Raw genomic sequence first — 24,611 nt, 5'->3', positions numbered from 1 at the left:
GAGGGTCTAGCGGCGGTAGTTACGAGCGGTCGTCGATCACGAAACGGGCACCTTCGGTCCCGGAACCAGCAGCTCACTCAGCAGATCACCGTGCGCCTCGATCCGGTCGAGCACCTCGGCCGGCCGATAGTGGTGCGGTTCGGCCGCGCCGGTGCCGACCGCTTCGACCTCGTCCCAGGTGAGCGGCGTCGACACGGTGGGGTGCTCCTGCGCCCGCAGCGAATAGGGCGTCACGGTCGTCTTCGCCGCCGCGTTCTGGCTCCAGTCGATGAAGATCTTTCCGGGCCGGATGGCTTTCGCCATCTTCGCGGTGATCGAGGCCGGGACCATCGCCGCCAGCTCCTCGGCCACCTTTTTGGCGTACGCGGTGACCAGCTCCGCATCCTGCGTCCCGGAGATCGGGCAGCACAGTTGCATGCCCTTCTTGCCGGACGTCTTCGGGAACGCCGCCACCCCGTCCGCCGCCAGCCGATCCCGCATCAGCACCGCCACCGCGGAGCACTCCCGCAGCCCGGCCGGCGCGCCGGGGTCAAGGTCCACCACCAGCAGATCCGGATTTTTCCCGATTTTCCACTGCGGAGTGTGCAGTTCGAGGGCCGCCAGATTCGCCAGCCAGACCAGGGTGGGCAGGTCGTCCACCACCACGAAGTCGATCGTCTCCCGGCTCTTGGTCGAGCCCGGCACCGGCAGCGTCTCCAGGCGCACCCAACCGGGCGTACCCCCCGGCTTGTTCTTCTCGAAGAAGTGCACGCCGTCGACCCCGTTGGGATAGCGGATCCGGGTCACGGCCCGATCGGCGAGATGCGGGAGGATGACCGGCGCCACCCGGGTGTAGTAGTCGATGACCTCGCCCTTGGTGAACCCGGCGGCCGGGAACAAGATCTTGTCGAGATTGGAAAGCTCCAGGTCACGGCCCTCGATGGACACCGGAAACCGGTCAGGAGCCATCCTCGTCCTCCTCCGCGCACTCGGCCGGGGACTTGTCGTCGCGGATCCGCAGGAAGCGCGGGAAGCGCAACCGGCCGTCCGGCGTGCGATTGCCGTACCGCACCTCGACCACCAGCTGCGGATCTACCCAGTGGGCGCCCCTCGAATCCTCCCGCGGAACCGCGCCGGGCGCGAACGGAGAATCCCGCCGGGCGAGCGGTTCCAGCGCGGCCAGCAGCTCCTTCTCGGCCACCGCGCCGATGCCGCCGCCCACTCGGCCACGAAAAACCAGCCCCTCCGGGCCGGGCACCCCGACAAGAAGACCCCCGAGCTTGCGTACGCCGGACCGCCACCCGCCGATCACGTAGTCCCCGGTGCGATCGAACTTCACCTTGACCCAGTCCGGCGAACGGTTGCCCGGCAGATAGACCGAGTCGGTCCGCTTGGCCACCACGCCCTCGAGGTGGTTCTCCCGGGCCGCGGCCGCGGTCGCCGGCCCGTCGCCGAACGCCGGCGGCACCATCCAGCGCGGCCCGGCCAGCCCCAGCTCCTCCAGCCGTTCCCGGCGAGCCAGATAGGGCAGCCCGGTGTAGTCCTGCCCGTCGTAGAAGAGCAGGTCGAAGATCATGTACGTGACCGGCACGCTCACCGCCAGCCGCGCCGCCCGGCCCTGCTCGCGCACGTGCATGCGCTCGGCCAGGGCCGTGAACGACGGCCGCCCCTGCGCGTCGAGCACCACCATCTCGCCGTCCAGCAGCGTGCCCTCCGGCAGGTGCAGGTCGGCGATTTCCGGGTATGCCTTGGTCACCACCGCTCCGGAGCGGGCGAACAGGTCGGGCGGACCCCCGGCGAACAGCGCGAGAACGCGGACCCCGTCCCACTTGAACTCGTAGCTCCAGCCCGCCCCGGCCGGCAGCGCACCGGCGGTGGCGAGCATCGGAGACAGCGGGGCAGCGGGCACCCGATCACCATAAGCAGGAGCGAACACCTTACGCAGGCGTCTCACTGATGCGATCCTGATCAGGAATGACGAGGGGATATTCACCATGCGCGCGATCTGGAAGGGCGCGGTCTCGTTCGGCCTGGTGTCGATCGCCGTGAAGCTGTACTCCGCGACCGAGGAGAAAGACATCCGGTTCCACCAGGTGCACCGCACCGACGGGGGCCGGATCAAATACCAGCGCACCTGCTCCATCGACGGCGAGGTGGTCAGCTACGACGACATCGCCAAGGGGTACGACATCGGCGGCGGCGAGATGGTCATCCTGACCGACGAGGACTTCGCCGAGCTGCCGCTGACCACGTCCCGGGCGATCGACGTGCTGCAGTTCGTGCCCGCCGAGGACATCGACCCTATCCTGTTCGCCAAGACCTACTACCTCGAACCCGAGGGCCAGGCCGCCAAGCCGTACGTGTTGCTCCGCGACGCGCTCAAGGACGCCGACCGGGTCGCCATCGTCAAGATCGCGATGCGCCAGCGGGAGCAGCTGGCCACCCTGCGCGTGCACGACGACGTGCTGGTGCTCAACACGATGCTCTGGCCGGACGAGGTGCGCACCCCCGACTTCGGTTTCCTCGACGAGGACGTCGAGACCCGCCCGGCCGAGCTGGCCATGGCCAGCTCGCTGATCGACTCGATGGCCGGCAGTTTCAAGCCGGAGGAGTTCACCGACAACTACCGGGCCGCCCTGCAGGAGGTCATCGACGCGAAGGTCGAGGGCCGGGAGATCGTGCAGCCGGAGGAGGCCGAGGAGGCGCCGGCCGCGGCGATCGACCTGATGGCCGCGCTGAAGGCGTCGGTCGAGCGGGCCAAGAAGGCCCGGGGCGAGGAGCCCGTCCCCGTCAAGAAAGCCGCACCGAAGAAGGCGGCCGCTAAGAAAGCCGCGCCTGCCAAGAAGGCGGTCAAGAAGTCCGCGTGACTAGAGTTGCCCCGTGGCACTGACGTGGGACGAGTCTTATCTCGGCAAGGTACGGGCGAGTATCGGCGACACCGACACGATTCTCTTCGTGGGGGCGCGGGGCGTGATCTTCGACGAGCGGGGCCGCCTCCTGCTCATCCAGCGCTCCGACAACCAGCGGTGGGCGATCCCGGCGGGTGCCATGGAGCTGGGCGAGAGCATGGAGGAGTGCGCGATCCGCGAGGTGTGGGAGGAGACCGGCCTGCGGGCCACGTCGCTGACCCCGTTCGCGTTCTACACGGCGTACACGTACACCAACGACTACGGGCACACCTACCAGCAGATCCTGATGAGCTTCCGGATCGACAGCTGGGAGGGTGAGCTGCAACGGGAGACCGACGAGTCGATCGACGCCGGCTTCTTCGCGCTCGACGAACTGCCCGGCCCGAAGTCGTTCGTGATCGAGGAGACCCTTCGCGACCTCGAGGAATTTCAGGAGACCGGACGCCTCGTGCTCAAGTAGCGTCGCCGCTCGTGAGCAAGCGTAGGTACCTGGGCATGGATCTCAGCCCGCTGAGATCCCGCGACTTCCGGCTCGTCTTCGCCGGCGGCACGGTCTCCGGTTTCGGGTCGTTCATCACCTACGTCACCATCCCCTACCAGGTCGCCAAGATCACCGACGACCCGCTGATGGTCGGCCTGCTGGGCGTCTGCGAGCTGGTCCCGCTGCTGGTGATGGCGTTCGTGGGCGGTGCGCTGGCCGATTACCTGGACCGCCGTCTGCTGGTCCGGGGCGGCGAGTTCGCCCTGGCCGCCCTGACCGGCGTGCTGCTGATCAACGCGTTGAGCGACGAACCACACCTGTGGCTGCTGTACGTGATCGCCGCCCTGGCCGCCAGCGTCGACGGCCTGCAGCGGCCCGCGCTGGAGGCGATGATCCCGCGCCTGGTGGAGCCCGAGCAGCTACCCGCGGTGATGGCAATCCAGTCACTCGGCTTCCAGGTGGCCCAACTGGGCGGTCCCGCCGTGGCCGGCCTGCTGATCTCCGCCGTGGACCTGGCCTGGGTCTACGCCTTCGACCTGCTCACCTTCGCGGTGTCGCTGATCTGCCTGACCCTCGTCCGCGCCGTCCCGCCACCGCCGGCCGCCGACCGCCCGTCGATCCGAGCCGTCCTGACCGGCCTGCGCTACGCCAAGTCTCGCCCCGAATTGCTGGGCACCTATCTGGTCGACATCAACGCCATGTTCTTCGGCATGCCCCAGGCCCTTTTCCCGTTCCTGGCGACGCAGCTGGGCGGCCCGAAAGTTCTGGGCCTGCTGTACGCCGCTCCCGCCGCCGGTTCGATGGTCGCCACACTGACGTCCGGCTGGACCGGAAAGGTCCACCGGCACGGCGTGATGGTGCTGATCGCCGCCGGTTTCTGGGGCCTGGGAATCGTCGGCGTAGGCCTTTCCAACACCCTGTGGCTGACCCTGTTCTGCCTGGCTTTCGCCGGCGCCGCCGACATGATCAGCGGCATCTTCCGCTCGGTGATGTGGAGCCAGACCATCCCCGACCACCTGCGCGGACGCCTGGCCGGCATCGAGATGCTGAGCTACACCACCGGCCCGCTGCTGGGCCAGCTGCGCTCCGGCCTGATGGCCCGAACCCGCCTCGGCGTAACGGGCTCGATCTGGATGGGCGGCGTCCTCTGCATAGCCGGAACGGTCGCGTTGGCCGCGGCTCTCCCCCGCTTCCTGCGCTACAACGGAAAAGACGGCCTGGCCCAAAAGAAAGCGGCCGACGCCGAATACATAGCCGCAAACACCTAAACCTTTTTGAGTACGGGCATGACGAGTCCCGTGGCGCACGGCAAGGTCCGTGCGCCAAACGCCGATCACCCCGCTTCCGGCCCGGCCCCGGTGGGATCACGGCTCGCAGGCTTCGCCCGCATCGCGGCGGATCAATCGTGGGCCGGGCGCAGAGGCTTGACCGAGTCGGCCAGGGCGATCGCCACGGCCAGCAGGGCGGCCACCGCCAGCAGGCCCTTCAGGACCGTCACGTGGTCGCCCAGGAAGCCGACCAGCGGCGGGCCGCCCAGGAACGCGCAGTAACCGATCGTCGCGACCACGCTCACCCGTGGCGCAGCGTGAGCGGGATCGTCGGCCGCCGCGCTCATCCCGACCGGGAAGCCGAGGGACGCGCCGAGGCCCCACAGCAGCACGCCGACGAAGGCGATCGCCGGCACCGTGCCGAAGACGAACAGCGCCAGCCCGACCAGGCTCACCCCGGCCAGCGCTCGCACCACCAGCACCCGGCCGTACCGGTCGAGCCAGCCCGGTCCGAACCATCGGCCGGCGGTCATCGCGGCCAGGAAGGTCGCGAAGGCGAGCGTGCCGACCGTGGCGGGCACGCCGTAGCCGTCGATCATCGCGATGCTGATCCAGTCGAGGCCGGCACCCTCGGTGAACGCGAACGCCAGCACGAAGAGTCCGATCAGCAGGGTGCGCGGTTCACGCCAGGTAGCGAGGGCACGGCCGACGCGGCTGGCCGGCGGCGCGGCGTGCGCGGGCTCGATCGGCACCGGCGGCTCGATGTCCGCCGGATCGTCGGGCATGAACGCCTGGACGCCCAGCATGACCACGATCGCCACCAGGATCGCGGAGATCATCAGGTGCGCGGTGACCGACAGGTGCACGGCCACCGCACCCGCGCCGACCAGCGCGCCGACCACCGTGCCGACGCTGTAGCCGGCGTGGAAGCGCGGCATGATCGCCTTACCGAGATGCCGCTCGACCACGGTGCCCTGGACGTTCATCGCGACGTCCCAGCCGCCGTTCGCGAAGCCCGCCAGGAACAGCGCGATCACCACCGGAAGCACGCCGAACTGGTAGCCGATCGCCACGCCGGACAGGGCCAGGCCGAGGAGACCGGCCATCACGGTGACCGTGCGCCGGGAGCCGAAGTGGGCGACGATCTGCCCGGCGAGCACCAGCGACACGATCGAGCCGGCCGCGATCGCGAGCAGCACCAGCCCGAGCCCGGACGGGCTGAGCTCGAGCTTGTCGCGGACCTGCGGGATGCGCGCGGCCCAGCTGGCACTGGCGAAACCCATCAGGGTGAAGGCGGTGTAGACACCTCGGGTGGCGGCCCGGACCGGCGCGGCGACGGCGGTGGCCGCGCTCATCACGGCAGCCCGAGAAGCCGGCCGACGATCGCCCTGGTGTCGGCCCGGCCGAACGTGGCGGTGGAGAGGGTGAGGTGCATGACCAGGCCCTCGATGAGGGCGTCGACGCCGCGCGCGGTCACCGGATCGACAAAGCGCTCGAGCACCGAGCGTGACCGGCGCATCCAGGACTCGGTGACGATCCGCAATGCCGGGTTGCGCAGCGCGGCCAGATAGAGCTCGTACGCGACCGCCCAGTCGCGCTGCGGTGCGCCGGCGTCGCCGTGGATCAGGTCGGTGACCGCGTCGGCGAACCCGGGCAGGTCGTGGACCCCGTCGAAATGCGCCTCGTACAGCGGGGACATCCGCTCGGCGTGCCGGCCGAAGGCCTGCGCCAGCAGGTCGTCGAGGCCGGTGAAGTGGTAGGTGATCGAGCCGAGCGGCACGTCGGCGGCGGCCGCGATCCGGCGGCTGGTGGTGCCGGCGACGCCGTGCTCGGCGATCACGTCGATGGCCGCGTCGACGATGCGGCTCTTGCGGTCGGGGTCGTAGCGGCGGGCCGCCCGCGCGGCCGGAACCGCGGTCACGGCTCGACCGCCCGGATCACCCGCGCCGGGTTACCCACCGCCACCACGTTCGGTGGCAGGTCCTTGGTAACCACGGCGCCCGCGCCAACGACGGTGTTGTCACCGATGGTCACCCCGGGCAGCACGATGACCCCACCCCCGAGCCACACGTTGTGCCCGATGGTGATCGGCTTGGCGGCCTCCCACTTGTCCCGGCGCGGGCCGGCCGCGACCGGGTGCAGCGCGGTGAGCAGCTGCACGTTCGGGCCCATCTGCACGTCGTCGCCGATCGTCACGCGGGCCACGTCGAGGCTGATCAGCCCGAAGTTCGCGAACGTGCGCGCGCCGACGAACGTCTGGTAGCCGTAGTCGCAGCGGAACGGCGGCCGGATCTCGCTGCCTTCGCCGAACGCCCCGAGCAGGTCGCTGAGCAACTCATGGCGCAACGCGTGATCGTTGGGGTCGGCCATGTTGAGTCGGTGGGTGAGCGCCATGGCGCGCTCCGAGTCACGGGCGAGCTCCGGGTCGTCGGCGATGTACAGCTCGCCGGCGAGCATCCGTTCCCGCATGGTCCGGGTCTCCATATGTACGATCGTACACAACTCTCGGGTCTAGAATCCGCTCGTGAACCAAGAGCCGCCCTGGGATGTCGCCATAATCGGGGCCGGCCCCGCCGGACTCGCCGCTGCCTACGCCGCGGCCGAGGCCGGTGCCCGCACCATCGTGCTCGAACGCGCCACCCATCCGCGCTACAAAACCTGCGGCGGCGGCCTGATCGGCACCTCGCTCGGGATCGCCGAGTCGCACATCAAGGTCCCCGGCCGCGACACGATCAGCGCCATCACCTTCACCAAGGCCGGTCGGCTGACCTTCACCCGCCGTGCCCGGCACCGCCCGCTGCTGACCATGGTCCGCCGCGACGACTTCGACCACGCCTGGTACGAGGCGGCGGTCGCGGCCGGCGCCACCGTCCGGCAGAACACCCAGGTCCGCGCGGTCACCCAGGACGACGACGCGGCGACCGTGACCCTGGCCGACGGCACCGAGATCGTCGCCCGCACGGTGATCGGCGCCGACGGTTCGGCGAGCATCACCTCCCGCCACGTCGGCGTCACCCTCGACCAGCAGGACCTGGGCCTCGAGGTGGAGATCGCCGCCACCGCCGAGGACCGGGCGAGTTGGCGCGGCCGGGTGCTGCTCGACTGGGGTCCCTACCCCGGTTCCTACGGCTGGGTCTTCCCGAAGGACGACGAGCTCACCGTCGGCGTGATCATGACGAAGGGCCACGGCGCCGAGACCAAGCAGTACCTGCACGACTTCGTGGCCCGGCTCGGCCTGGCCGACCGCACGGTGGTCCGCGACTCCGGCCACCTCACCCGTTGCCGCCGGCCGGACTCACCACTGCGCCGCGGCCGGGTGATCGTCACCGGCGACGCGGCCGGCCTGCTCGAGCCGTGGACCAGGGAGGGCATCAGCTTCGCGCTGCGCTCCGGCACCTGGGCGGGAGAGGCCGCCGCCCGCGACGACCTGGCCGGTTACGAGCAGCGGATCGGCGCGGAACTCGTCCCCGAGATGACCGCCGGCCGCCACATGCTGGGCGTCTACTCCCGCCGCCCGCTGCTGGTGCACGCGGCGATGGCGACGCCGGTGGGCTGGCGGGCCTTCCAGATGTTCTGCCGCGGCGAACTGGCGATGGCCGACGTGGTCCATCGGCCCGGCATCGCGGCCGCCGTGCGGTTCCTCGGCTAGAAGCGCCGGGGCCAGGGCGCCCACTGGACCGGCGCGGCAAAACCGCTGCGCCGCGCCTCCCGGGCATCCCGGGCGGTCAGCGGACCTTCCCGCCGCGCGCTCAACCCCACGCCGATCAGCCGGGACTCGAACCACGAGCCGCCGACCCCACGCCGGACCCGCTCCCACAGCCCGCCCTCGACGAGCGCGCCGACCTGGGTGCGGAGCACGTCGGCCAACTCGTCCGGATCTTCGCCGCAGTCGTCGCACCCGCACGCGGGTAGCGCCTCGGCCCACCACCGGCCGAGGCGCACCATCAGCCCCGGGAAGTCGGTGAACGCCACGGCGAGGGGGCCGGCCGCCGGCGTACGGGGAATGAGTCGCACCGTGCGCACCAGGGCATCGGTGGGCCCGAGCAACTCCTTGCTTTCCCGCCGCTCCACCATGAATCGCTCGCCGAGCGTGTCGAGCAACGCCTCGGCCGCGTTGTGCAGCACCGCGAAGCGAGCGGTGGCGGTGGCGTGCGGGTCGGCCCTCACCTGGGTCATTATGCCGCCGGTGGCGGGCGGCGACCCCGGCGTTGGCCGAGGTTGGCGAATGATGAACGGCTCAGGCGTCGAACTCGCCGGTCTTGACGGCCGACACGAACGCGGCCCAGCCGGCCGCGTCGACGGAGAGGACCGCGCCGTTGGGGTCCTTCGCATCACGTACGAGGTAGGTCTGGCCCACCGTGGCGATCTCGACGCAGGTGTTCGACGCACAGCGCGACGATCGGCGCCATCGCAAGTTCTCCGTCAGCTTGATCAATTTGCTACTCCTCCGTGACGGTTCCCGTCATCCACGGTAAGGGAGCAGCAAAAGAACGCGGAGGAAGTAACATGAGTGAAACTCGGCGAAATGCGTCATTCATCACTGAAACGGATGAATGTCACTTCCCTTTACGCCGGTTAAGTCCGCTAAGTAACGTGTGCTGTAAAAGACGCCTGGCCTCGTACCCTGGGCTGACACCGATGCCGAACGGCTCGGAGGACAACTCGGGGGACGAGGCCGGCGCCTGGATCAAAAGCTGAACTCGCCCAGGTTGACGCCCGCGACGAAAGCGGACCACTCCTCTGGGGTGAACCGCATCGGTGCCTGGTCCGGGTTCTTCGAATCGCGAACCATGACGCCGCCGTCAACCTTGGCGACCTCGACACACGCGTTACTGGCGCACCGGCTGCTCTTGCGCCAGTTGACCGAGCTGGACTCCATTGTCTGTCTCTCCACACAAAAGGAACCCGCAGCCCGAACCGGTACTGCGGATTCGGGTTATCGCTACGGGTTTTTCCTGTGGCGGATCTGCGCTTCCAGGTCCTTGATCCGGCTACCCATGAAGTCGATCGTGTCTTCCTCGGTAACCGCAGCGTTCCAAATTTTATCGAAGCGCTCGTGATGCTTTCGGACTGTGTGATCCTCCACGATCTCGTCCTGCAATCCGGTCTCCCGATAGAGAACTTCGCTGCGCTCTTCGGCGGTCCCGGGAGTGAGGGTCAGCAGGTCGAACGTGGCGTTGTTGGTCACCGCCGAGTCAAACTCGAACGGAATCATTCGCAGTTTAATGTTTCCCGTGGCGACCAAGTCATTCAAATCGCGCAACTGCTCGAGAAATACTTCCGGGCCGCCGAGCGGCCGGCGGAACACTGATTCGTCGAGCAGGGCGAAGATGGTGAGTCCGTTACCCAAGCGGCTCAGCACCGTGTTTCGCCGGAAGGTCCGCGCCTCGATACGAAGCCGCCGGGTCTCCTCCGGGATGTCGTCGTCGGTGTAGGTCTCGAGGTTGGCATGCCCGTACGCCGGCACCTGCAGCGGACCCGGCATGTAGTAGACCTGGTAATACCTGATCTCCACGGCCTCGGCTTCATACTCGACGAGGCGCAGCATCGGGGGCGTCAGGTGCTCCTTCATCCCCGGCTTCTGGTACCACGCCGTCCGCTGCCGGGTGCGAGCGATCTTGGCCAGGTCGACCAGGTTGGCGACGACTGTCCGATCCTTGACATCGAGAAACGTCAGAAGCGGCTTAAGATCATTGGGCGCGATGCTGACGTCGCCATTTTCAATCCGAATGACTTTACTGAGTGACCACTCCATGGCCTCGGCCACGTGCGGCTGAGTGAGTTTCGCCTTCTCCCGGGCGTCACGCAGCGCCAATCGCACGATTCGCCGCGCGATGGTCGGCGAGACGTCCTCGGCCACGGTCTCTCGTCAGTCCTTCAGGGTTCGTCAATATGAAGGCGCCACCTCGCTGGGTGCCACAGTGCTGACGGCGAGGTGGCATCATGCTATCCACTGTCGTACCAAAACGACGAAGCGGTTACTTGGTGTTTCTCAAAAAGAGATGAGTCACGACACGCTTCCGCGACGTGGCCGTCACCCGGTCGCCGCCCGCGCCCGGTAACGAGCGCCGGCCGAGGTTTCCAGGGCCCGGTTCAGACCCCGCTTGACCTGGTTGAATGTGGTCTCGTCACGGGTTGTATAGATGGTAGTCTCGCGCCCCCGGTAGAGGGTCCTGATCTCCCAGCAGGGCACCGTGCGCCGCCGGAATGTGGCGATCGCCACCAGCGCCACCGCCACGCCGGCGAGTGACAGACGCACCAGGGGTACGTCCACGAACATCGCGCTGACCCCGATCCCGGTCGCGGCCATGACCGCCGAGGCGACCACCTCCGCCCGCGGGCCGGTGACCCTCGCATCGCGCTTGACCACCCAGACCCGCCGCATGGGGGCGATGTCGAAGGAGCGGAGCGTGCCGGTCAACCACATGAACTGCTGCTCGGTAATGACTGCGTCTTGGCCCCGATAGAACACCCGCATGGCCATGGCCACTCCCTCGGCATTGCGCACGAGAAGGGAACGCCGGCTCAGGAATCGGTCGGGGATGAAAAAGCGGCACCCGGTTGCCGCCAGGTGCCGCTGTTTGGTGCTTCCCCTCGAACTCCGCCCTCCGGACTATCTGTCTTCGAGTATCCACGGCCAACTGTCGGCTGGCTACCCCTCAATCAGCTAGTTGGCACATTGCGCGGAGGCTGCTTCGACAAAGGATCATCGTGGCCGGTCAGGCCGCCTCCCGGTCCCACGGCTCGACCTCCTCGAGGGCCCGCCGGAGGGCCCGGGTGACCTGGTTGAACACTCGCTCGTCCGGTGAGGTGTACAGAGCGATGGACCGGCCGCGGTAATCCGCCCACAGTGCCCACTCCCGTGTGCTCAACTGGGGACGGAACAGGGCCTCGACGATGCGGCCCGGAACGACGATGCGGACGTTGCGCAACTCGCGGATCGCGAAATGCCGTGAACTGGGGACGCGCCGAACGAAATGTTCGCTGGTCACCACAGCCTCGCGTCCACGGTAGTAGAGACGCATGACGTACTCCCTCCCCGTTCTCCTTGCGAGACGCGGGAGGGCGAGCCACTATGGGCAGCAGAGAGATTTCCCCGCCTCGCTCGGGTCACTCCGATGTGCGTTGGTCGTGACGGAGTTTTGGAGGCGACAACGGCACCCGGTTGCCGCCGGGTGCCGCTGCCTGATCCCTCTTCGAGTTCCGCCCTTACTGGTAAGTAGAACATGCGACCCGGCAGTCCGCCACTGTTCAAGTTGCCAGGTTGCAGATTGCGTACAAGCCATGTGGACTTGATGGCGTGCGTCACCATGACCGACGTGTGGCGTTTCATTCATGTACGCCCCGGGTAGGCCAACTGCGACGAGCTATGACGAATCTTCGATATGCGCAGGTAGAAGGGCGATGACCGCATGGAGAGCCGCCTGAGCATCGCGGGACAAGCGGTGCAACCCATCCTCGTGATGTTCCCTCTCGGACTCTTCACGATGGCCGTGATCTTCGATTTGGCGAACATCGCCGGCGGCCCCGACATCCTCGGCACGCTGGCCTACTGGAACGTCGTGGCCGGCCTGATCGGGGGATTCCTGGCCATGCTGGCCGGCGCGATCGACACCGCCCTGGTCCGCCGCCCCACCGCGAAGCGCATCGGTGTGCTGCGCGCCCTGCTCAACATGGGCGTGCTCTTCCTCTTCGCCGTCATCCTGATGGTCCGGGTCGGTGCCGCGGACCGCGCCGCCGGTGTCGGCCTCTTCCTCATCGAACTGCTGGCCCTGTCGATCGCCGGCTTCGGCGCCTGGTTCGGCGGCGAGCTCGCGAACGGCCGAACCCCCGCTTTCGCCAAGGCCGCGGTGGGAAATCGCGGTTATTAGAAACGTACGGGTAGGACGAGTTACGTGGCGCACGGAGATCTCCGTGCGCCACGTGCTTTTCACCCGGCTTCCGGCTCGGCCCCGGCGGGAATCCGGCTCGCAGGCTCCGCCCGCATCGCACCGCGAAGTTTGCGGCGCGCATCGACGGGCACGCCAAGGAGAAGCGGTCGACATCGAGAGGGCGGACACGATGAGCACGCAGCTTCGGGGCAAGCGAGTGGCATTCCTGGCGACCGACGGGGTCGAAGAGGTGGAATACACCGAGCCCCGCAGGGCCGTCGAGAACGCCGGCGGCACCGCCGAACTGATCTCGCTCAAGGACGGCGACATCCAGGCCGTCAACCACCTGGACAAGGCCGGCACCCATCGCGTGGACCGCACGGTCCGGGAGGCCGACGCCGCCGACTACGACGCCCTGGTCCTGCCCGGCGGCGTGGCGAACCCCGACTTCCTGCGGGCCGACCCGGACGCGGTCGCCTTCGTCCGCGACTTCTTCACCGCCGACAAGCCGGTGGCCGCGATCTGCCACGGCCCGTGGACCCTGGTCGAGGCGGGCGTGCTGAACGGCCGCACCCTGACCAGCTGGCCCAGCCTGCGCACCGACCTGGCCAACGCCGGCGCGACGTGGGTGGACGTGGACGTCTTCGTGGACGACCGCCTGGTCACCAGCCGCAGGCCGGACGACCTCCCGGCCTTCTGCGAGACCCTGGTCGACCGCATCGCCGGCTGATCCACACATGCCCTCGAATGCCGAGGCCGCTCACCGACCTACGCATGACGAGTGCGTCGCTCCGCCGCCGCGGGTCAGCCGCGCCAGAGGGTGAGCATCATCGCCTCCACCGCGATGTCCGGCTTCACGTTCTGGTCGATGGCGTCGCGGCAGGCCAGCACCGCCTCCAGGCGACGCAGGGTGCTCTCGGCCGTCCACTTGCCGGCGGCGGCCCCGGACTGGGCCGCGACGTCGGTGTGCACCACCGAGACCGGCGCCCGCATCGTGGTGACCAAGACGTCACGGTAGAAGCCGGCCAGGTCGACCAGCGCCCGGTCGAGGGCGTCCCGCTTCGAACGGGTGGCCCGCGACTTCTGCCGTTTCTCCAGCTCCTTGATCTGGCCGGCGGCGCCGCGCATCGCACCGGCCGCGCCCCGGCCGGTGCCGCCGGCGCCCAGCGCCTGCTCCAGGGCCACGCGCTCGGCGGCGTCGGACTCGGCGAACGACTCGGCCGCCTCCGCCTCCGCCGACTTGATCAGTGCGGACGCCGCCTCGTAGCAGGCACCCACCCCGGTCAGCCGGCGCGGCACGGCCAGCACCGCCTCGCGGCGACCGCGGGCCTCGGTGTCCCGGGACAGGCGCTTGGCCCGGCCCACGTGCCCCTGAGCGGCCGCGGCGGCCCAGGCCGCCACGTCGGGGGCGACGCCGTCGCGGCGGGTCAGCACCTCGGCGACCGCGGACGCCGGCGGCTGGCGCAGGGCGACCACGCGGCAGCGGGACCGGATGGTCACCGAGATGTCGTCGGGGTGGGTGGACGGCGTGCAGAGCAGGAACACCGTGCGCGGCGGCGGCTCCTCGATCGCCTTGAGCAACGCGTTGCCGGCCTGCTCGGTGAGCCGGTCGGCGTCCTCGATGACGACCACCTGCCACCGGCCGCCGGACGGGGCGCTGGCCGCGCGAAGCACCAGGGCACGCATGTCGTTGACGCCGATGGAGAGGCCCTCGGGCACCACGAACCGCACGTCGGCGTGGGTGGCGCCGAGCGCCGTGTGGCAGCCGTGGCACTCGCCGCAGCCGATGCCGGCGCGTTCGCACTCGAGCGCGGCCGCGAAGGCCCGGGCGGCGACCGACCGGCCCGAACCGGGTGGACCCGTGAAGATCCAAGCGTGGGTCATCGCACCGGCGGCAACCTCGTCGCCGGCGACCACCCGGGCCGCGGCCGCGGCGGCGCGGCGCAGCGTTTCCACCGGCTCGTCCTGACCCACCAGGTCAGCGAAGACGTCACTCACGCCCCGAATGGTATTGCGCGGGTCCGACATCTTCGCCGGCCAGCCCCGGCGGCCCGCAGGGCCGGCCCTTTCGGTCACTTCGCCGGAGGCCGGGAACGGCCTCGGGTTGCAGGCGGATCGGCCCTGGGGCGGGTTCGCGATGGTGCGGTTGGGTAGCCCCATGTGCGTACCCGAAAAAGGGTTATCCACAGGGGACAACTGGGCGTAGCGAAGGGGTGACAGGAGCGGGTACGGTCTGGTGCCGGAACGCGACGGGGCGCTGACGCGCGGTGAGGAGCCAGGGGCATGGCGCGCGAGATCGACGAGGGGTGGATAGACGAGGCCATCGAGCGATATCAACGCCTTGAGCGTTTGCGGGGCGAGTTCGACAAGGCGGTTGCCGGGCATTCCGTGTCGGTGCACTCGCCCGACAATTCGATCGAGGTCGTGGTCACCGCGGCCGGGGCGATCACCGATGTGCGGATCAACGGCACATTGCACCATCGAAATCCGGCCGAGTTCGCGCGGGAGATTCAAGCCGTGGTCACCACGGCCGCCGATGCAGCCCGGTGGGCCCGGGAAAAGCTGCACGGCGAGGTCTTCGGCATGCGTCACTCGCTGGGAGAGGACTGATATGGACCACCTCGCCGACCGGCTCGATCAAGCCGCCGACACGCTCACCGCGGTCGACCGGCGGATGCCGGCGCTGGCCGTCCGGGCCGATGCGTTCGCCGCCGACGAGGCCGGCGTGCCCGGGCGCCTCGGGCGGCAGCTGCATGCGCACTGGGCCGCGGTGCTGGAGTCGCGGGCCCGGGAGGCCGGCGCGCTCGCGGCGCGGCTGACCGACGCGGCCGGCGCGGTGCGAGCCACCGCGCAGAGTTACACCGAGAGTGACGAGGCGGCGCAGCGCCGGTTCGCGCGGGAGATGTGATGGATCGTCTCGACGAGGTGCTCACCGTCTGCACGCCGCTGCTCGATCGGGTCGACGACATGCTCGAGACGTCCGGCGCGCCGGTCGGGCACGAGGTGTGGCGTGAGCTGCGGCGAGTGCGGCTGCTGCCCGGCGGTGCCGCGCGGGCGGTGGCCGGGCTGCAGCCGGCGGCGTTCGACGACGCGGTCCCGGAGCTGCGGGCCGAGGCCCGGGCCTGCGCCACCACGGCCGCCGAGTTGCCGTCGGCCGGTGACTGGACGGGCGATGCGGCCGAGGCCTACGGCGTGGCTCGGCAGCGGGTCACCGACCGGCTCAGCGGTGACGACGACAGCCTCGACGAGCGCTTGGAGGCGACGGCCGACCTGGCTCAGGCACTCACCGACTGGATGGCCAAGACCCGCGCCGACCTGGCCGAGGCGCTGACCGCTGTCCTTGCGTCGGGCGAGGCGCTGACGCTGACCGCGGGGGCCGGCTCACCGCCGTCGCAGGCCGAGACCGATGCCGCGGCCGCCGTGGCCACCCGGGTGCTGCGCACCATCGCCGACAACTACGCCGACGCGGACGATCTGCTGCACGGCTCCACCGACCTGGCCGGCCCTGTTCCGATGTGACACTCCAACGGGCTTCGGTGGGCATGGGCGCGGCGCCACATTCGGGTTGTACCGACTCCGAATGCGACGCCGCGTCCTCCTGCACCCCCCGCAGGTGTGCCGATTACTTTGCGCCATGGATCGACGATTGTCTTGGCATTGGGGACTCTTCCGGACGCTCGGCGGGCCAGGACGGAACGACCGGTTGCTCTCGCCTCAGCCGTCAGGGGATCGACATATGTCCATCCAGCCAATCGCGTTCCGGGACGGCGCGGGATGTTACTGGCGGGTCCGGCGGCGGCGCATGCCGAGCAGTACCGTGATCACGCCCGTGACCAGCAGCGCCGCACCACCCACGGCCAGACCGGTCACCTGCGGGCCGGTGATCGGCAGTCCACCGGCCTCGCCGGCCGTGTTGTCGGCCGTGATCCGCTTCTCCGGCGCGACGGCAGCGGCCTCCATCAGACCGAAAGCGACGTCGAGCGAGACCGAGGCGGCCTTTCCGCGGTTACCGGGCGCACCCGGACCCACCGGCTTGCCCTGATCGCCAGGCTTGCCCTGATCGCCAGGCTTGCCCTGATCGCCAGGCTCGCATTGATCGGCGGGCTTGTTCTGATCGCCGGGCTTGCCGTGATCATCGGACGTGCCCTGGTCGCCAGGCTCGCATTGGTCGCCAGGTTCGCATGGGACGCCCGGCTTGTCGTCGTCATCGGACGTGCACTGGTCGCCGGGCTTACCGTGGTCGCTGGGCTTGCCGTGGTTGCCAGGCTTGCCCTGGTCGCCGGGCTTGCCCTGGTCGCCGGGCTTGCCCTGGTCGCCGGGCTTGCCCTGGTCGCCGGGCTTGCCCTGGTTGCCAGGCTTGCCCTGGTCGCCGGGCTTGCCGTTGTCGTGCGACGTGCCGTAGCCGTCGCCGTCGCCGTCATCGGCTCGGCCGCTCTCCACGGGGGCGCCGACCTGATCGAGCGACACGCTGATCGCGGTGGCGCGGGCGGCGATGGCGTGGCCCTTCCTGGCCTTGCGCAGCTCGCCGAGCGCGATGCGCACCCGGGTGGCACCGGCCGCCGGCGCGGCCTCCGGCGACTTCCCGCCCACCGCGGGCGGCATCGTCACCGCCGGCACGCCGGGGATGTGCGGCAGCGGCAGCGCCGAGGCCGTACCGAGACCGCCCGAACCCAGACCCCCCGAACCCAGGTCGCCGAGGCCCGAGCCGAGCAGGCCCGCCTCCATCGCGTGCCGGTCCGGCGCCAGGGTGAACTCGGCGGTGGCGCCGGCCGCCGACAGCCGCTTCGTGGCGATTCCGTCGCCGGAGACCTCGATCAGGGCCGGCTGGTACCGCACCTCGCCGCCCTCGGTCGCCGACATCGTCGCGACCAGCGACGGCGCCCGCAGCACCCGCACCCGCACCCGGCCGTCGGCCAACTCGATCCGCCCGGCGGTCACGGTGGCCGAGGCCACCGTCCGCGCGGTCCCATCCCACCGCTCCAGCGCCGTCGAGCTCACGCCGGCGATCTTCTCCGGCACCCGGACCAGCGAGCTCTTCGCTCCACCGAGGATCTCGGCGCCGCGCACCGCGGACTGCGAGCGAGCCGCCTCCCCCGGCGTCCGGCCGCAGGCCATTCCGGCATCCCACCGCGCGTGCGCCGAGACCGCGCCGGCACCGATCTTCAACGGCCCGGCCTGGCCGCCGGCGGTGGTCCGGGTCGCGGCCGTCGCGTGCGACGGCGGCGCCTGCTGAACGGCCGGCTTCGTCCAGGAGTCCTTCCCGGAGACCTTGCCGTCGAGGATGCGCGCGACCGCGGCCGACTTCACCGCGGCCGGCCCGATGAGCGCGGTCCGCGCCTCGCCGACCCCGACCTCGCGAACGGTGACCGTCTTGTCCTCCTCGCCGCCACCTTGGCCACCGCCTTGGTCACCGGTGCCCATCTCGCCGCCGCCCTGGCCGCCGGTGTCGCCGTCGGAGTGCGACTCGGGATCGGCTGAGGACCGGGCGCTGAACGGCTGGGATTTGGCACGCGGGATCACGCCGTGCGGGTCGACCGAGTCGAGCACCGCCTCGCCGAGGATGCCGATGCCCTCGCTCAGCGTGTCGGCGTCCTCGCCGCCAGCCGTCGGGTCGATGGCGGCCGCACCGGTGCCGAGGATCCGGTCGGCCGCGCCTTCGCCGCCCGAGTCCTCGTCGGCCTTCTCCGCGCTTTGGCCGGCCTTGGTCACCGGGCGTTCGGACCCTCGATCCTCGGCACGGATCTCGAGCTTGTCGATCCGGAGCGCTTCGGCGCCGGACTGCGCCGCGTAGTTCTCGGCTCGTTCGCATGGCACGAGCGCGGCGTTGGCCGGCATCGGCGCGGCAATCGTGCCGGCGAATCCGAGGGCGACGACACTGGCAGCCAGCGACCTTACGGGCGTCATTGGGTGGTTCCCTCCCGAAGTGTTCCGCGATGTGGCGGTGTCTACGGGTCTGCCCAACGAAGGTCTATCTGTACAGTTGCGTGGCATCTATGCGACAACCCCCGCGGGTAGTCCAAATCCGGCATTTGGTACGGCCCACCGGGCGTCGTAGGGTGGTCGCCATGGGCATGCTGTGCGCGGTCAGCTTCAACCGGTACGGCCGTCTCTACTACCTCGATCCGGGTGAGTTCTCGCCTCAGGTCGGCGACCGCGTGCTGGTGCCCACCGACGACGGCCCCGAGGTGGCGGAGTGCGTCTGGGCGGCGCAATGGGTCAGCGAGGACACCGACAGCTTCCCCAAGGTCGCGGGCCTGGCCGGCGACGACGACCTGCGCCGCGACGAGCTGCTGCGCAAACGCAAGGCCGAGGCCAAGGTCGCCGCCAAGAAGCTGATCAAGGCACACGAGCTGCCGATGAAGGTGGTCGCCGTCGATCACGTGCTGGACCAGGCCGGTTCCGGCGGCCCGCGCACCACGATCTACTTCACCGCACCGCACCGGGTCGACTTCCGCTCCCTGGTCCGCGACCTGGGCGCCACCCTGCACTGCCGGGTCGAGCTGCGCCAGCTGTCGGCCCGCGACTCGGCCCGGGTCCAGGGCGGCATCGGCTCATGCGGCCGCGACCTGTGCTGCGCCACGTTCCTCACCGACTTCGAGCCGGTGACGATCCGCATGGCCAAGGACCAGGACCTGCCCCTGAACCCACTGCGCATCTCCGGCGCCTGCGGCCGCCTCATGTGTTGCCTCAAGTACGAACATCCCCTATACGCCCGATTTCAGGCGGATGCTCCCTCGGTGGGGACACGAGTGACTACCCCCGTAGGCGATGGCAGGGTGGTGGCTCATAGCGTCCCCAAGGACGAGGTAGTGGTGCGAATGGACGCCGATGGCTCTCGGTGCTCCTGTTCGCGAGCCTCGGTGTGCGGGCCGCGGCAGGCGTACGAAGGTCGAGAGCGTTCGGATGCCGAGGGCACCGGCTCCGCTTGAGTGCAGGCCCTATGACCACGCCGGCTTGCAGTGGGGTCTTTGAACCCCTGACAGACGTAGATCGGCAAGCTGCCGCGCTTGCTCGCCCCCATCGGGCCACCGCACACCGAACAGATGGCGATCCGCGACAACATCTTGGTCAACTTGCCTACCGAGCTGTTCGGTCGCTCACGGTCGGCCAAGAAGAGCTCCATCGCGCGCCAGGTCGGCTCGTCCACGATGGGCGTCCAATTCCCGTCGCCCACGATTTCCCCGTACAACGTTGACTTCGCCATGTTGCGCGGAGCCCCCAGAAGCGACCGCACAGCGACGTTGCTCCACCGACCAGTGGGGTCGTAGACGTTCTTGCGGAACACCCGCGGCCGGGCGGTCGCCGCATCAGGCGCGGAGGTCCTGAAGCCCGCCTCGTTCCACTCCCGTGCCACGGTCGTCAGCGCCTTGCCCGCAAGCACGTCGTGATATGCCTTGAGAACGGCCGCTGCTTCCCCCTCGCGCAGCGTGCCGTCCATTTCGTAACCGAAGGGGCGCCGGATCCACTGCGGCTTGCCGGCAGCCAGGCGCACGTCGTTGGCCAGGACTTGCCGCTCGCTTTTGCGTTCGGTCTCACCCCAGGAGACAGCCGCCAGAATCCGGGCGACCATGCGGCCGGCGTCGGTAGTCAGGTCGATGTCTCCGGTGGCGGTGGCCAGACCGATGTCCCGCTCCAGAGCAAGGTCGATCAGGAGCTCCAAGTCCTTCATCGATCGGGTTACCCGATCGAGATGCCACGCCACAATGAGGTCCGCTCGGCCGGTCTCGATCATTTGGACCACTCGCTTCCAGCCCGGCCGATCTGCAAGTCGGCTGGTAGTAGCTGAAATCGTGTCGTCGACCACGTCGACAACCACCCAGCCCCGCGCCAGCGCAAGCGCCCTGCACGCCTGCTCCTGACGCTTCAGACCGGCCCCCTCGCCGGTCCTGTCCATGCTCATCCGGAGGTACAACACTGCGCGTGGGGCCGTTCTGGTGGGCGCGCTGATTTTCATTGCACGACGCCTGGCCGCGCTCACAATCCGCAGACTAGTTGTCATGAGACTAGGTTAGGACCAATACCGCTTTCGAACAAGTGAGCGAGCCACGAAGAATGTTGCTGCTGAGGGTCAGCGGACCTCGATGGGGGGCTCGATGCGGTGGGGCACCAGGGGCTGCTCCGGGCGTAGCCAGGAGCTGTGTGGGTCGCCTTCGGGGTCGGCCACCCACTTTTTGCAGATCTTGTCGACGCCGATCGGGTGGATGGTCAGGGTGCCGTCGGCGGTTATGTGCAGGCGCAGGAAGCTCTTTGCGTCCTCGATGCCCTGGCCGGCGAACAGCTCGTTGACGTTCACGTTGAACATGCCGGCGATCAGCAGGTAGAGCGCGCACACCTGGGTCGACAGGAAGCCGACGACCGGCCAGTAGATGGCGATGGCGGCGGCCAGCGGGACGGGCCAGGGCCAGTCGTGCACCGGCAGGTTCAGCCAGAGCCAGGCGCCGAGCACGGCCAGGCCGATCTGGGCGAAGCCGTGGCCCAGGCCGAACAGCCAGTGCCGCGCGTGGTTGTTGAGGGATGCGCCGGGTGGCTTCGCGAACATCACCGTACCGGCCATGATCAGCACGACCATCAGGCTGAGCGGGATGGTGAACAGCCGCTGGATGTTGCCGCCCTGGCTGGCCGCGCCGGCCGCGGCGAGCATGGTCAGCGTCTGGATCAGGCCGAGCATGGTGACGAAGCCGGGGTTGCGGGTCGGCACCCGGTGGAAGACGCCCCAGCTCATCCGCTTCGAGGCGGCCTTGCTGGGGAAACGGGACCGCAGATCGTACGTCCGGCTGCGGCTCTTGTTGCGGGTCAGCGTCTCCTCGGGCGGGACGGTGAGCTGCTCGGGCAGCTGGTGGGTGGCGAGCAGGTAGGCGCCGCCGCCACCGCAGGTGATGAGCTCGCGGTCCTCGCCCGAGTAGCGGGCGTAGTGGTGCAGGTCGCCGGAGACCAGCACCCGCACGTTCGCACCGGTGGGCGCCAGGATCATCCGGATCAGGTAGTCGATCGCGTCGTACGTCTCCGGGTCCTCGGCGGCCTTCACCCACTTCGGCGACGGGGTCATCAGCATGATCCGGTCGCGGGGGCCGACGTTCTTCGCGGCCTCCTCGAAATACTGCAGTTGGGGGTCGTCGATGTAGGCGCCGAACTGCTCGTCCATCGCGAACAGCCACCAGTCGCCGGGCAGTTTCACCGCGAAGTAGGAGCGCCGCTGCTGGGTGCGCCAGCCGCCGATGTGGCCGTCCTTGCGGCGGGCGAAGAGGCGCAGGAAGGCGGTGAGCCCGTCATACCAATCGTGGTTGCCGGGCAGCACGAACAGGGTGGGCCGGGGCTGCCGGGCGGGCGGTTCGGGCAGGGCCGCGCGGTAGGGGCCCTTCATCCGGCTCTCGTAGCCGTCGCCGCTGGCCAGTGGGTAGACCTGGTCGCCGCCCATCAGCAGCACCTGGCCGCGGGGCAGCTCGGCGTCGCCGACCGTGAGGCTGTCCTGGGCGAGCAGCCACGCCACCGAATAGGTGGCGTGGAAGCCGTCGCCCAGGTCGGCCACGTAGTCGAACCACAGCTCGTCGTTCTCGGTGGCGGACAGGTCGAACCAGGAGCCGTCCAACGAGTTCTGCAGCTCGCGCTTGTCGAGGTAGGCCCCGAAGAGGATGGCCAGCAGCGTGCGCAGGCCGGTGCTGAGCAGCAGCAGGGGTGCCAGCCAGCCGACCGGGCGCTGCGGCGTGAAACCGAGCTCCTTCGGGTCCATGCTGCTCGGGCGGGGCGGCACGACGCGTTCCGCCTCGGCGGACGGGGAGTGATCGATCGTCACCCATGGCACAGTAGTCGCGGGGTCCGACAGAACCCAGCCGGGCGGATACCGTACACTTAACGCTCGTTGCCGCCTTAGCTCAGTCGGCTAGAGCGACGCACTCGTAATGCGTAGGTCGACGGTTCGATTCCGTCAGGCGGCTCGGAACGAAAGCCCAGGTCAGAGACCTGGGCTTTCGGCATTTCGGGGGTTCAGCGGCGGCGGACCGGGTCCTCCGGCGCCTCGTCCTCGAGGCCGAGAACCTCGGCCATCTCCTCCAGCACCGGCTCGTCGCGGAGGTCAGGGGCATCCAGGTCGGGGCCGGGCGGAACGGCCGTCGACGCGGGAGCAGGCGCCGGGTGCGGGCCTCCGTTCAGGGTGGACAGCAGGCCGGCGAGGCGGGCGGTCACTGCCTCGCTGATCTCCTCGGCCGGGCGGCCGGCGTCCAGCACCAGGTAGCGCTTCGGGTCGGCGGCGGCCAGGTCGAGGAAGGCGTAGCGGACCCGCTCGTGGAAGGCGCGGGATTCGCTCTCCAGCCGGTCCTGGCCGAGGCCACGGGAGTCGACCCGGCTCAGGCCGATGCCGGGGTCGACGTCGAGCAGGACGACCAGGTCGGGCTTCAGGCCGCCGGTTGCCCACGAGGACAGCCAGGAGATCTCGGCGACCGGGAGGGTGCGGCCGGCGCCCTGGTAGGCGAGGGACGAGTCGACGTAGCGGTCGCTGACCACCACCGCTCCCCGGGCCAGCGCGGGCCGGACCACGGTGGCGACGTGGTGGGCCCGGTCGGCGGCGTAGAGGAGGGCCTCGGCCCGGGGGGCGGGGGCGTCGCCCTTGTCGAGGACCAGCTGGCGGATGCGGGCGCCCACGTCGGTGGCGCCGGGTTCCCGGGTGACCACGACGTCGCGGCCGTCCGCCCCGAGGGTGGCGGCGAGCCGGGTGACCTGGGTGGATTTGCCGGCCCCCTCGCCGCCTTCGAAGACCACGAAGACGCCGGTGCGGACGAACTCCTCGTCGGGGCTGAGCGGGCGGCCCCGGATCGAGCCCCACAGGTCGGCGAGGATGGGTACGCCGCGCTTGTCGTCCATCTGGCGGAATGCGCTGACGCCGACCCAGATGCCGATCGCGCCCGCCACCAGCAGCAGCACGCGGGTCGACGACACGTCGAAGTGAACGACGCCGAGGTGGACCCGGCGGGAGCTGCCGAGGCCGACCAGGAACCCGGAGAGGGTGATGGCCAGCAGCAGGACCATCCGGACGCCGATCTGCACGACCGCGAAGACCCGGCCGCGGACCGCGTCGTCGACCTCGCCGTACAGCAACGTCGTACCCGCCAGGAACGCCATGCCGGCGCCCGCGCCGACCAGCAGGGCCCCCGCCAGGGCCATGGAGAGGTGGAAGGCGAGGCCGAGGAACATGACCGAGCCGCTGGCCAGGATGATGCTCATGCCGAACCAGCGGCGCCGGGAGAGCTCGCGGATGATCATCGGGCCGAGGCCGATGCCGAGCGCGAGGCCCATGAAGATGACGCCGAAGAGCAGGTAGAAGGCGGCTTCGCCGGCGCCCAGCGAGGTGGCGAACGTCTTGGCGGCGCCGATGACCACGCCGCCGGCCGCGAACGCGCCGAAGATGCCGAGGACCAGGCCGCGGACGAGCGGGGTGGTGCCGATGTATTTCCAGCCGTCCAGGAACTGCCGGAACATGCTCTGCTGCTGCGCTTCTTGCTGGCGTTCGGCGCTCTTGCCGCCGATCTCCTTGATGCCGAAGAAGACGGTGAGTGCGGTGGCCAGGCGGGAGATCGCGTTGAGGTAGAGCGCGATCTGGACGGGCTGCGCCCAATCGGGCAGCGTCAGGCCGGACTGCTGCACGCCGGCGGTGAGCGCGCTGAGCGCGAGGGCGGCCAGGATCGGCGTGATGCCGTACGTGGTGACCAGGGTGAGCTGGTTGCTGACCTCGATCCGCGACTTCGGGATCAGGTTGGGGACCGCGGCTTCCTTGGCCGGGATCCAGATCAGCGTGATGGTCTCGCCGATGAAGGTGGCGATGGTGGCCCACGCGACGATGACGCCCGGGGACGCGCCGACCAGCGCCACGATCGGGATCGAGCCGTAGAAGACGAACCGGATCAGGTCGGTGATGACCATCGTGTAGCGGCGGTCGAACCGGTCGGCGAAGACGCCGGCGATCGGGCCCAGGAGGAGAGCGGGCAGCAGGCGTACGGCGATGGTGCCGCCGAAGGCCGCGCCCTGGCCGGCGCTGCTCTGGAACTGGGCGGCCGCGAAGATGCCGGTGGCGAGCAGGCCGATCCAGTCGCCGAACGAGGCGAGCCCGAGCACG

At 69.6% G+C, this 24,611-nt stretch carries 25 protein-coding genes, 1 tRNA gene and 1 pseudogene; 11 read left to right on the top strand and 16 right to left on the bottom strand.

Annotated elements, in window-relative coordinates; all coding sequences use genetic code 11:
- Positions 1-36: 36 nt before the first annotated feature.
- The gene (ligD, locus tag Adu01nite_RS24665) at positions 37-948 is read right to left on the bottom strand and encodes a non-homologous end-joining DNA ligase (protein WP_203729650.1); all 912 of its coding nucleotides are present in this window, start codon (positions 946-948) and stop codon (positions 37-39) included.
- Positions 938-1,888 (bottom strand): non-homologous end-joining DNA ligase, encoded by a 951-nt coding sequence (gene ligD / locus Adu01nite_RS24660; protein WP_379129741.1) that lies wholly within the window; start codon positions 1,886-1,888, stop codon positions 938-940. Before ligD (Adu01nite_RS24660) ends, ligD (Adu01nite_RS24665) begins: the two co-directional genes overlap by 11 nt.
- Positions 1,889-1,973: 85 nt before the next feature.
- Here ligD (Adu01nite_RS24660) and ku point away from each other — a divergent pair, with 85 nt between their 5' ends.
- Genes ku through Adu01nite_RS24645 form a run of 3 tightly spaced genes read left to right on the top strand, consistent with a single transcriptional unit; the run spans position 1,974 to position 4,637 of the window.
- Complete coding sequence (gene ku / locus Adu01nite_RS24655; RefSeq protein ID WP_203729648.1) at positions 1,974-2,846, top strand: non-homologous end joining protein Ku; 873 nt, start codon at positions 1,974-1,976, stop codon at positions 2,844-2,846.
- A gap of 13 nt (positions 2,847-2,859) precedes the next feature.
- Positions 2,860-3,348, top strand: coding sequence for an NUDIX domain-containing protein (locus Adu01nite_RS24650; protein WP_203729646.1), 489 nt, complete (start codon positions 2,860-2,862; stop codon positions 3,346-3,348).
- Between the two features lie 11 nt (positions 3,349-3,359).
- Positions 3,360-4,637, top strand: a complete 1,278-nt coding sequence (locus Adu01nite_RS24645) for an MFS transporter (protein WP_307836648.1) — start codon at positions 3,360-3,362, stop codon at positions 4,635-4,637.
- 131 nt (positions 4,638-4,768) lie between these two features.
- Here the strand turns inward: Adu01nite_RS24645 and Adu01nite_RS24640 are convergent, their stop codons facing one another.
- The 3 genes from Adu01nite_RS24640 to Adu01nite_RS24630 are packed head-to-tail and all read right to left on the bottom strand — an operon-like array spanning position 4,769 to position 7,121.
- Positions 4,769-5,992, bottom strand: coding sequence for an MFS transporter (locus tag Adu01nite_RS24640; protein ID WP_203729644.1), 1,224 nt, complete (start codon positions 5,990-5,992; stop codon positions 4,769-4,771).
- A complete protein-coding gene (locus Adu01nite_RS24635) occupies positions 5,992-6,558 on the bottom strand; it encodes a TetR/AcrR family transcriptional regulator (protein WP_203729642.1) in 567 nt (188 codons plus the stop codon). The genes Adu01nite_RS24640 and Adu01nite_RS24635 overlap by 1 nt, the downstream gene beginning before the upstream one ends.
- Positions 6,555-7,121 carry a sugar O-acetyltransferase gene (locus Adu01nite_RS24630; RefSeq protein ID WP_203729640.1) on the bottom strand — a complete coding sequence of 189 codons (567 nt, stop codon included), beginning with the start codon at positions 7,119-7,121 and terminating at the stop codon, positions 6,555-6,557. The genes Adu01nite_RS24635 and Adu01nite_RS24630 overlap by 4 nt, the downstream gene beginning before the upstream one ends.
- 40 nt (positions 7,122-7,161) lie before the next feature.
- Between Adu01nite_RS24630 and Adu01nite_RS24625 the strand changes: the two genes are divergently transcribed.
- The gene (locus Adu01nite_RS24625) at positions 7,162-8,286 is read left to right on the top strand and encodes a geranylgeranyl reductase family protein (protein ID WP_239132671.1); all 1,125 of its coding nucleotides are present in this window, start codon (positions 7,162-7,164) and stop codon (positions 8,284-8,286) included.
- Here the strand turns inward: Adu01nite_RS24625 and Adu01nite_RS24620 are convergent.
- From Adu01nite_RS24620 to Adu01nite_RS24595, 6 genes are all read right to left on the bottom strand, one after another.
- On the bottom strand, positions 8,283-8,804 hold the full coding sequence (locus Adu01nite_RS24620) for a DUF6226 family protein (protein WP_203729638.1): 522 nt from the start codon (positions 8,802-8,804) through the stop codon (positions 8,283-8,285). The two genes, Adu01nite_RS24625 and Adu01nite_RS24620, sit on opposite strands and share 4 nt — an antisense overlap.
- Before the next feature lie 70 nt (positions 8,805-8,874).
- Positions 8,875-9,072, bottom strand: a complete 198-nt coding sequence (locus Adu01nite_RS24615) for a DUF397 domain-containing protein (RefSeq protein ID WP_203729636.1) — start codon at positions 9,070-9,072, stop codon at positions 8,875-8,877.
- Positions 9,073-9,324: 252 nt separating this feature from the next.
- Complete coding sequence (locus Adu01nite_RS24610; protein WP_203729634.1) at positions 9,325-9,516, bottom strand: DUF397 domain-containing protein; 192 nt, start codon at positions 9,514-9,516, stop codon at positions 9,325-9,327.
- A gap of 63 nt (positions 9,517-9,579) precedes the next feature.
- Positions 9,580-10,497 carry a helix-turn-helix domain-containing protein gene (locus Adu01nite_RS24605; protein WP_203729632.1) on the bottom strand — a complete coding sequence of 306 codons (918 nt, stop codon included), beginning with the start codon at positions 10,495-10,497 and terminating at the stop codon, positions 9,580-9,582.
- A gap of 174 nt (positions 10,498-10,671) precedes the next feature.
- Entirely contained in the window at positions 10,672-11,121 is a 450-nt protein-coding gene (locus Adu01nite_RS24600; protein ID WP_203729630.1) for a DUF6232 family protein, read from the bottom strand.
- A gap of 235 nt (positions 11,122-11,356) precedes the next feature.
- Positions 11,357-11,662, bottom strand: coding sequence for a DUF6232 family protein (locus tag Adu01nite_RS24595; protein ID WP_203729629.1), 306 nt, complete (start codon positions 11,660-11,662; stop codon positions 11,357-11,359).
- Between the two features lie 387 nt (positions 11,663-12,049).
- Here Adu01nite_RS24595 and Adu01nite_RS24590 point away from each other — a divergent pair, with 387 nt between their 5' ends.
- Positions 12,050-12,508, top strand: coding sequence for a DUF2231 domain-containing protein (locus Adu01nite_RS24590; protein ID WP_203729627.1), 459 nt, complete (start codon positions 12,050-12,052; stop codon positions 12,506-12,508).
- Positions 12,509-12,698: 190 nt separating this feature from the next.
- Positions 12,699-13,238, top strand: a complete 540-nt coding sequence (locus tag Adu01nite_RS24585) for a type 1 glutamine amidotransferase domain-containing protein (protein ID WP_203729625.1) — start codon at positions 12,699-12,701, stop codon at positions 13,236-13,238.
- Between the two features lie 74 nt (positions 13,239-13,312).
- Here the strand turns inward: Adu01nite_RS24585 and Adu01nite_RS24580 are convergent, their stop codons facing one another.
- A complete protein-coding gene (locus tag Adu01nite_RS24580; protein ID WP_203729623.1) occupies positions 13,313-14,506 on the bottom strand; it encodes a DNA polymerase III subunit delta' in 1,194 nt (397 codons plus the stop codon).
- A gap of 285 nt (positions 14,507-14,791) precedes the next feature.
- Here Adu01nite_RS24580 and Adu01nite_RS24575 point away from each other — a divergent pair, with 285 nt between their 5' ends.
- Genes Adu01nite_RS24575 through Adu01nite_RS24565 form a run of 3 tightly spaced genes read left to right on the top strand, consistent with a single transcriptional unit; the run spans position 14,792 to position 16,027 of the window.
- The gene (locus tag Adu01nite_RS24575) at positions 14,792-15,118 is read left to right on the top strand and encodes a YbaB/EbfC family nucleoid-associated protein (protein ID WP_203729621.1); all 327 of its coding nucleotides are present in this window, start codon (positions 14,792-14,794) and stop codon (positions 15,116-15,118) included.
- 1 nt (position 15,119) lies between these two features.
- The gene (locus Adu01nite_RS24570; RefSeq protein ID WP_203729619.1) at positions 15,120-15,416 is read left to right on the top strand and encodes a hypothetical protein; all 297 of its coding nucleotides are present in this window, start codon (positions 15,120-15,122) and stop codon (positions 15,414-15,416) included.
- Entirely contained in the window at positions 15,416-16,027 is a 612-nt protein-coding gene (locus Adu01nite_RS24565) for a hypothetical protein (RefSeq protein WP_203729618.1), read from the top strand. The genes Adu01nite_RS24570 and Adu01nite_RS24565 overlap by 1 nt, the downstream gene beginning before the upstream one ends.
- Before the next feature lie 258 nt (positions 16,028-16,285).
- Here Adu01nite_RS24565 and Adu01nite_RS24560 read toward each other — a convergent pair whose 3' ends face one another.
- Complete coding sequence (locus tag Adu01nite_RS24560; RefSeq protein WP_203729616.1) at positions 16,286-18,412, bottom strand: hypothetical protein; 2,127 nt, start codon at positions 18,410-18,412, stop codon at positions 16,286-16,288.
- A 161-nt stretch (positions 18,413-18,573) separates the two neighbouring features.
- On the opposite strand from Adu01nite_RS24560, the gene Adu01nite_RS24555 reads away from it, so the two are divergent.
- On the top strand, positions 18,574-19,437 hold the full coding sequence (locus tag Adu01nite_RS24555; RefSeq protein ID WP_203729614.1) for a PSP1 domain-containing protein: 864 nt from the start codon (positions 18,574-18,576) through the stop codon (positions 19,435-19,437).
- A 203-nt stretch (positions 19,438-19,640) separates the two neighbouring features.
- Here Adu01nite_RS24555 and Adu01nite_RS49240 read toward each other — a convergent pair.
- Positions 19,641-20,462 (bottom strand): annotated as a pseudogene (locus tag Adu01nite_RS49240) (recombinase family protein); the annotation flags it as partial.
- Between the two features lie 114 nt (positions 20,463-20,576).
- Entirely contained in the window at positions 20,577-22,235 is a 1,659-nt protein-coding gene (locus Adu01nite_RS24550) for a metallophosphoesterase (RefSeq protein ID WP_203729732.1), read from the bottom strand.
- A gap of 131 nt (positions 22,236-22,366) precedes the next feature.
- On the opposite strand from Adu01nite_RS24550, the gene Adu01nite_RS24545 reads away from it, so the two are divergent.
- Positions 22,367-22,440, top strand: a tRNA-Thr gene (locus tag Adu01nite_RS24545).
- A 49-nt stretch (positions 22,441-22,489) separates the two neighbouring features.
- Here the strand turns inward: Adu01nite_RS24545 and tmk are convergent.
- Positions 22,490-24,610, bottom strand: coding sequence for a dTMP kinase (gene tmk, locus Adu01nite_RS24540; RefSeq protein ID WP_239132678.1), 2,121 nt, complete (start codon positions 24,608-24,610; stop codon positions 22,490-22,492).
- Between the last annotated feature and the right edge of the window lies 1 nt (position 24,611).

This window comes from Paractinoplanes durhamensis (genome assembly GCF_016862175.1).
Classification (GTDB): domain Bacteria; phylum Actinomycetota; class Actinomycetes; order Mycobacteriales; family Micromonosporaceae; genus Actinoplanes; species Actinoplanes durhamensis.
The sequence above is the reverse complement of the archived record's forward strand: the minus strand, read 5'-3'. Positions and strand labels throughout refer to the sequence as shown.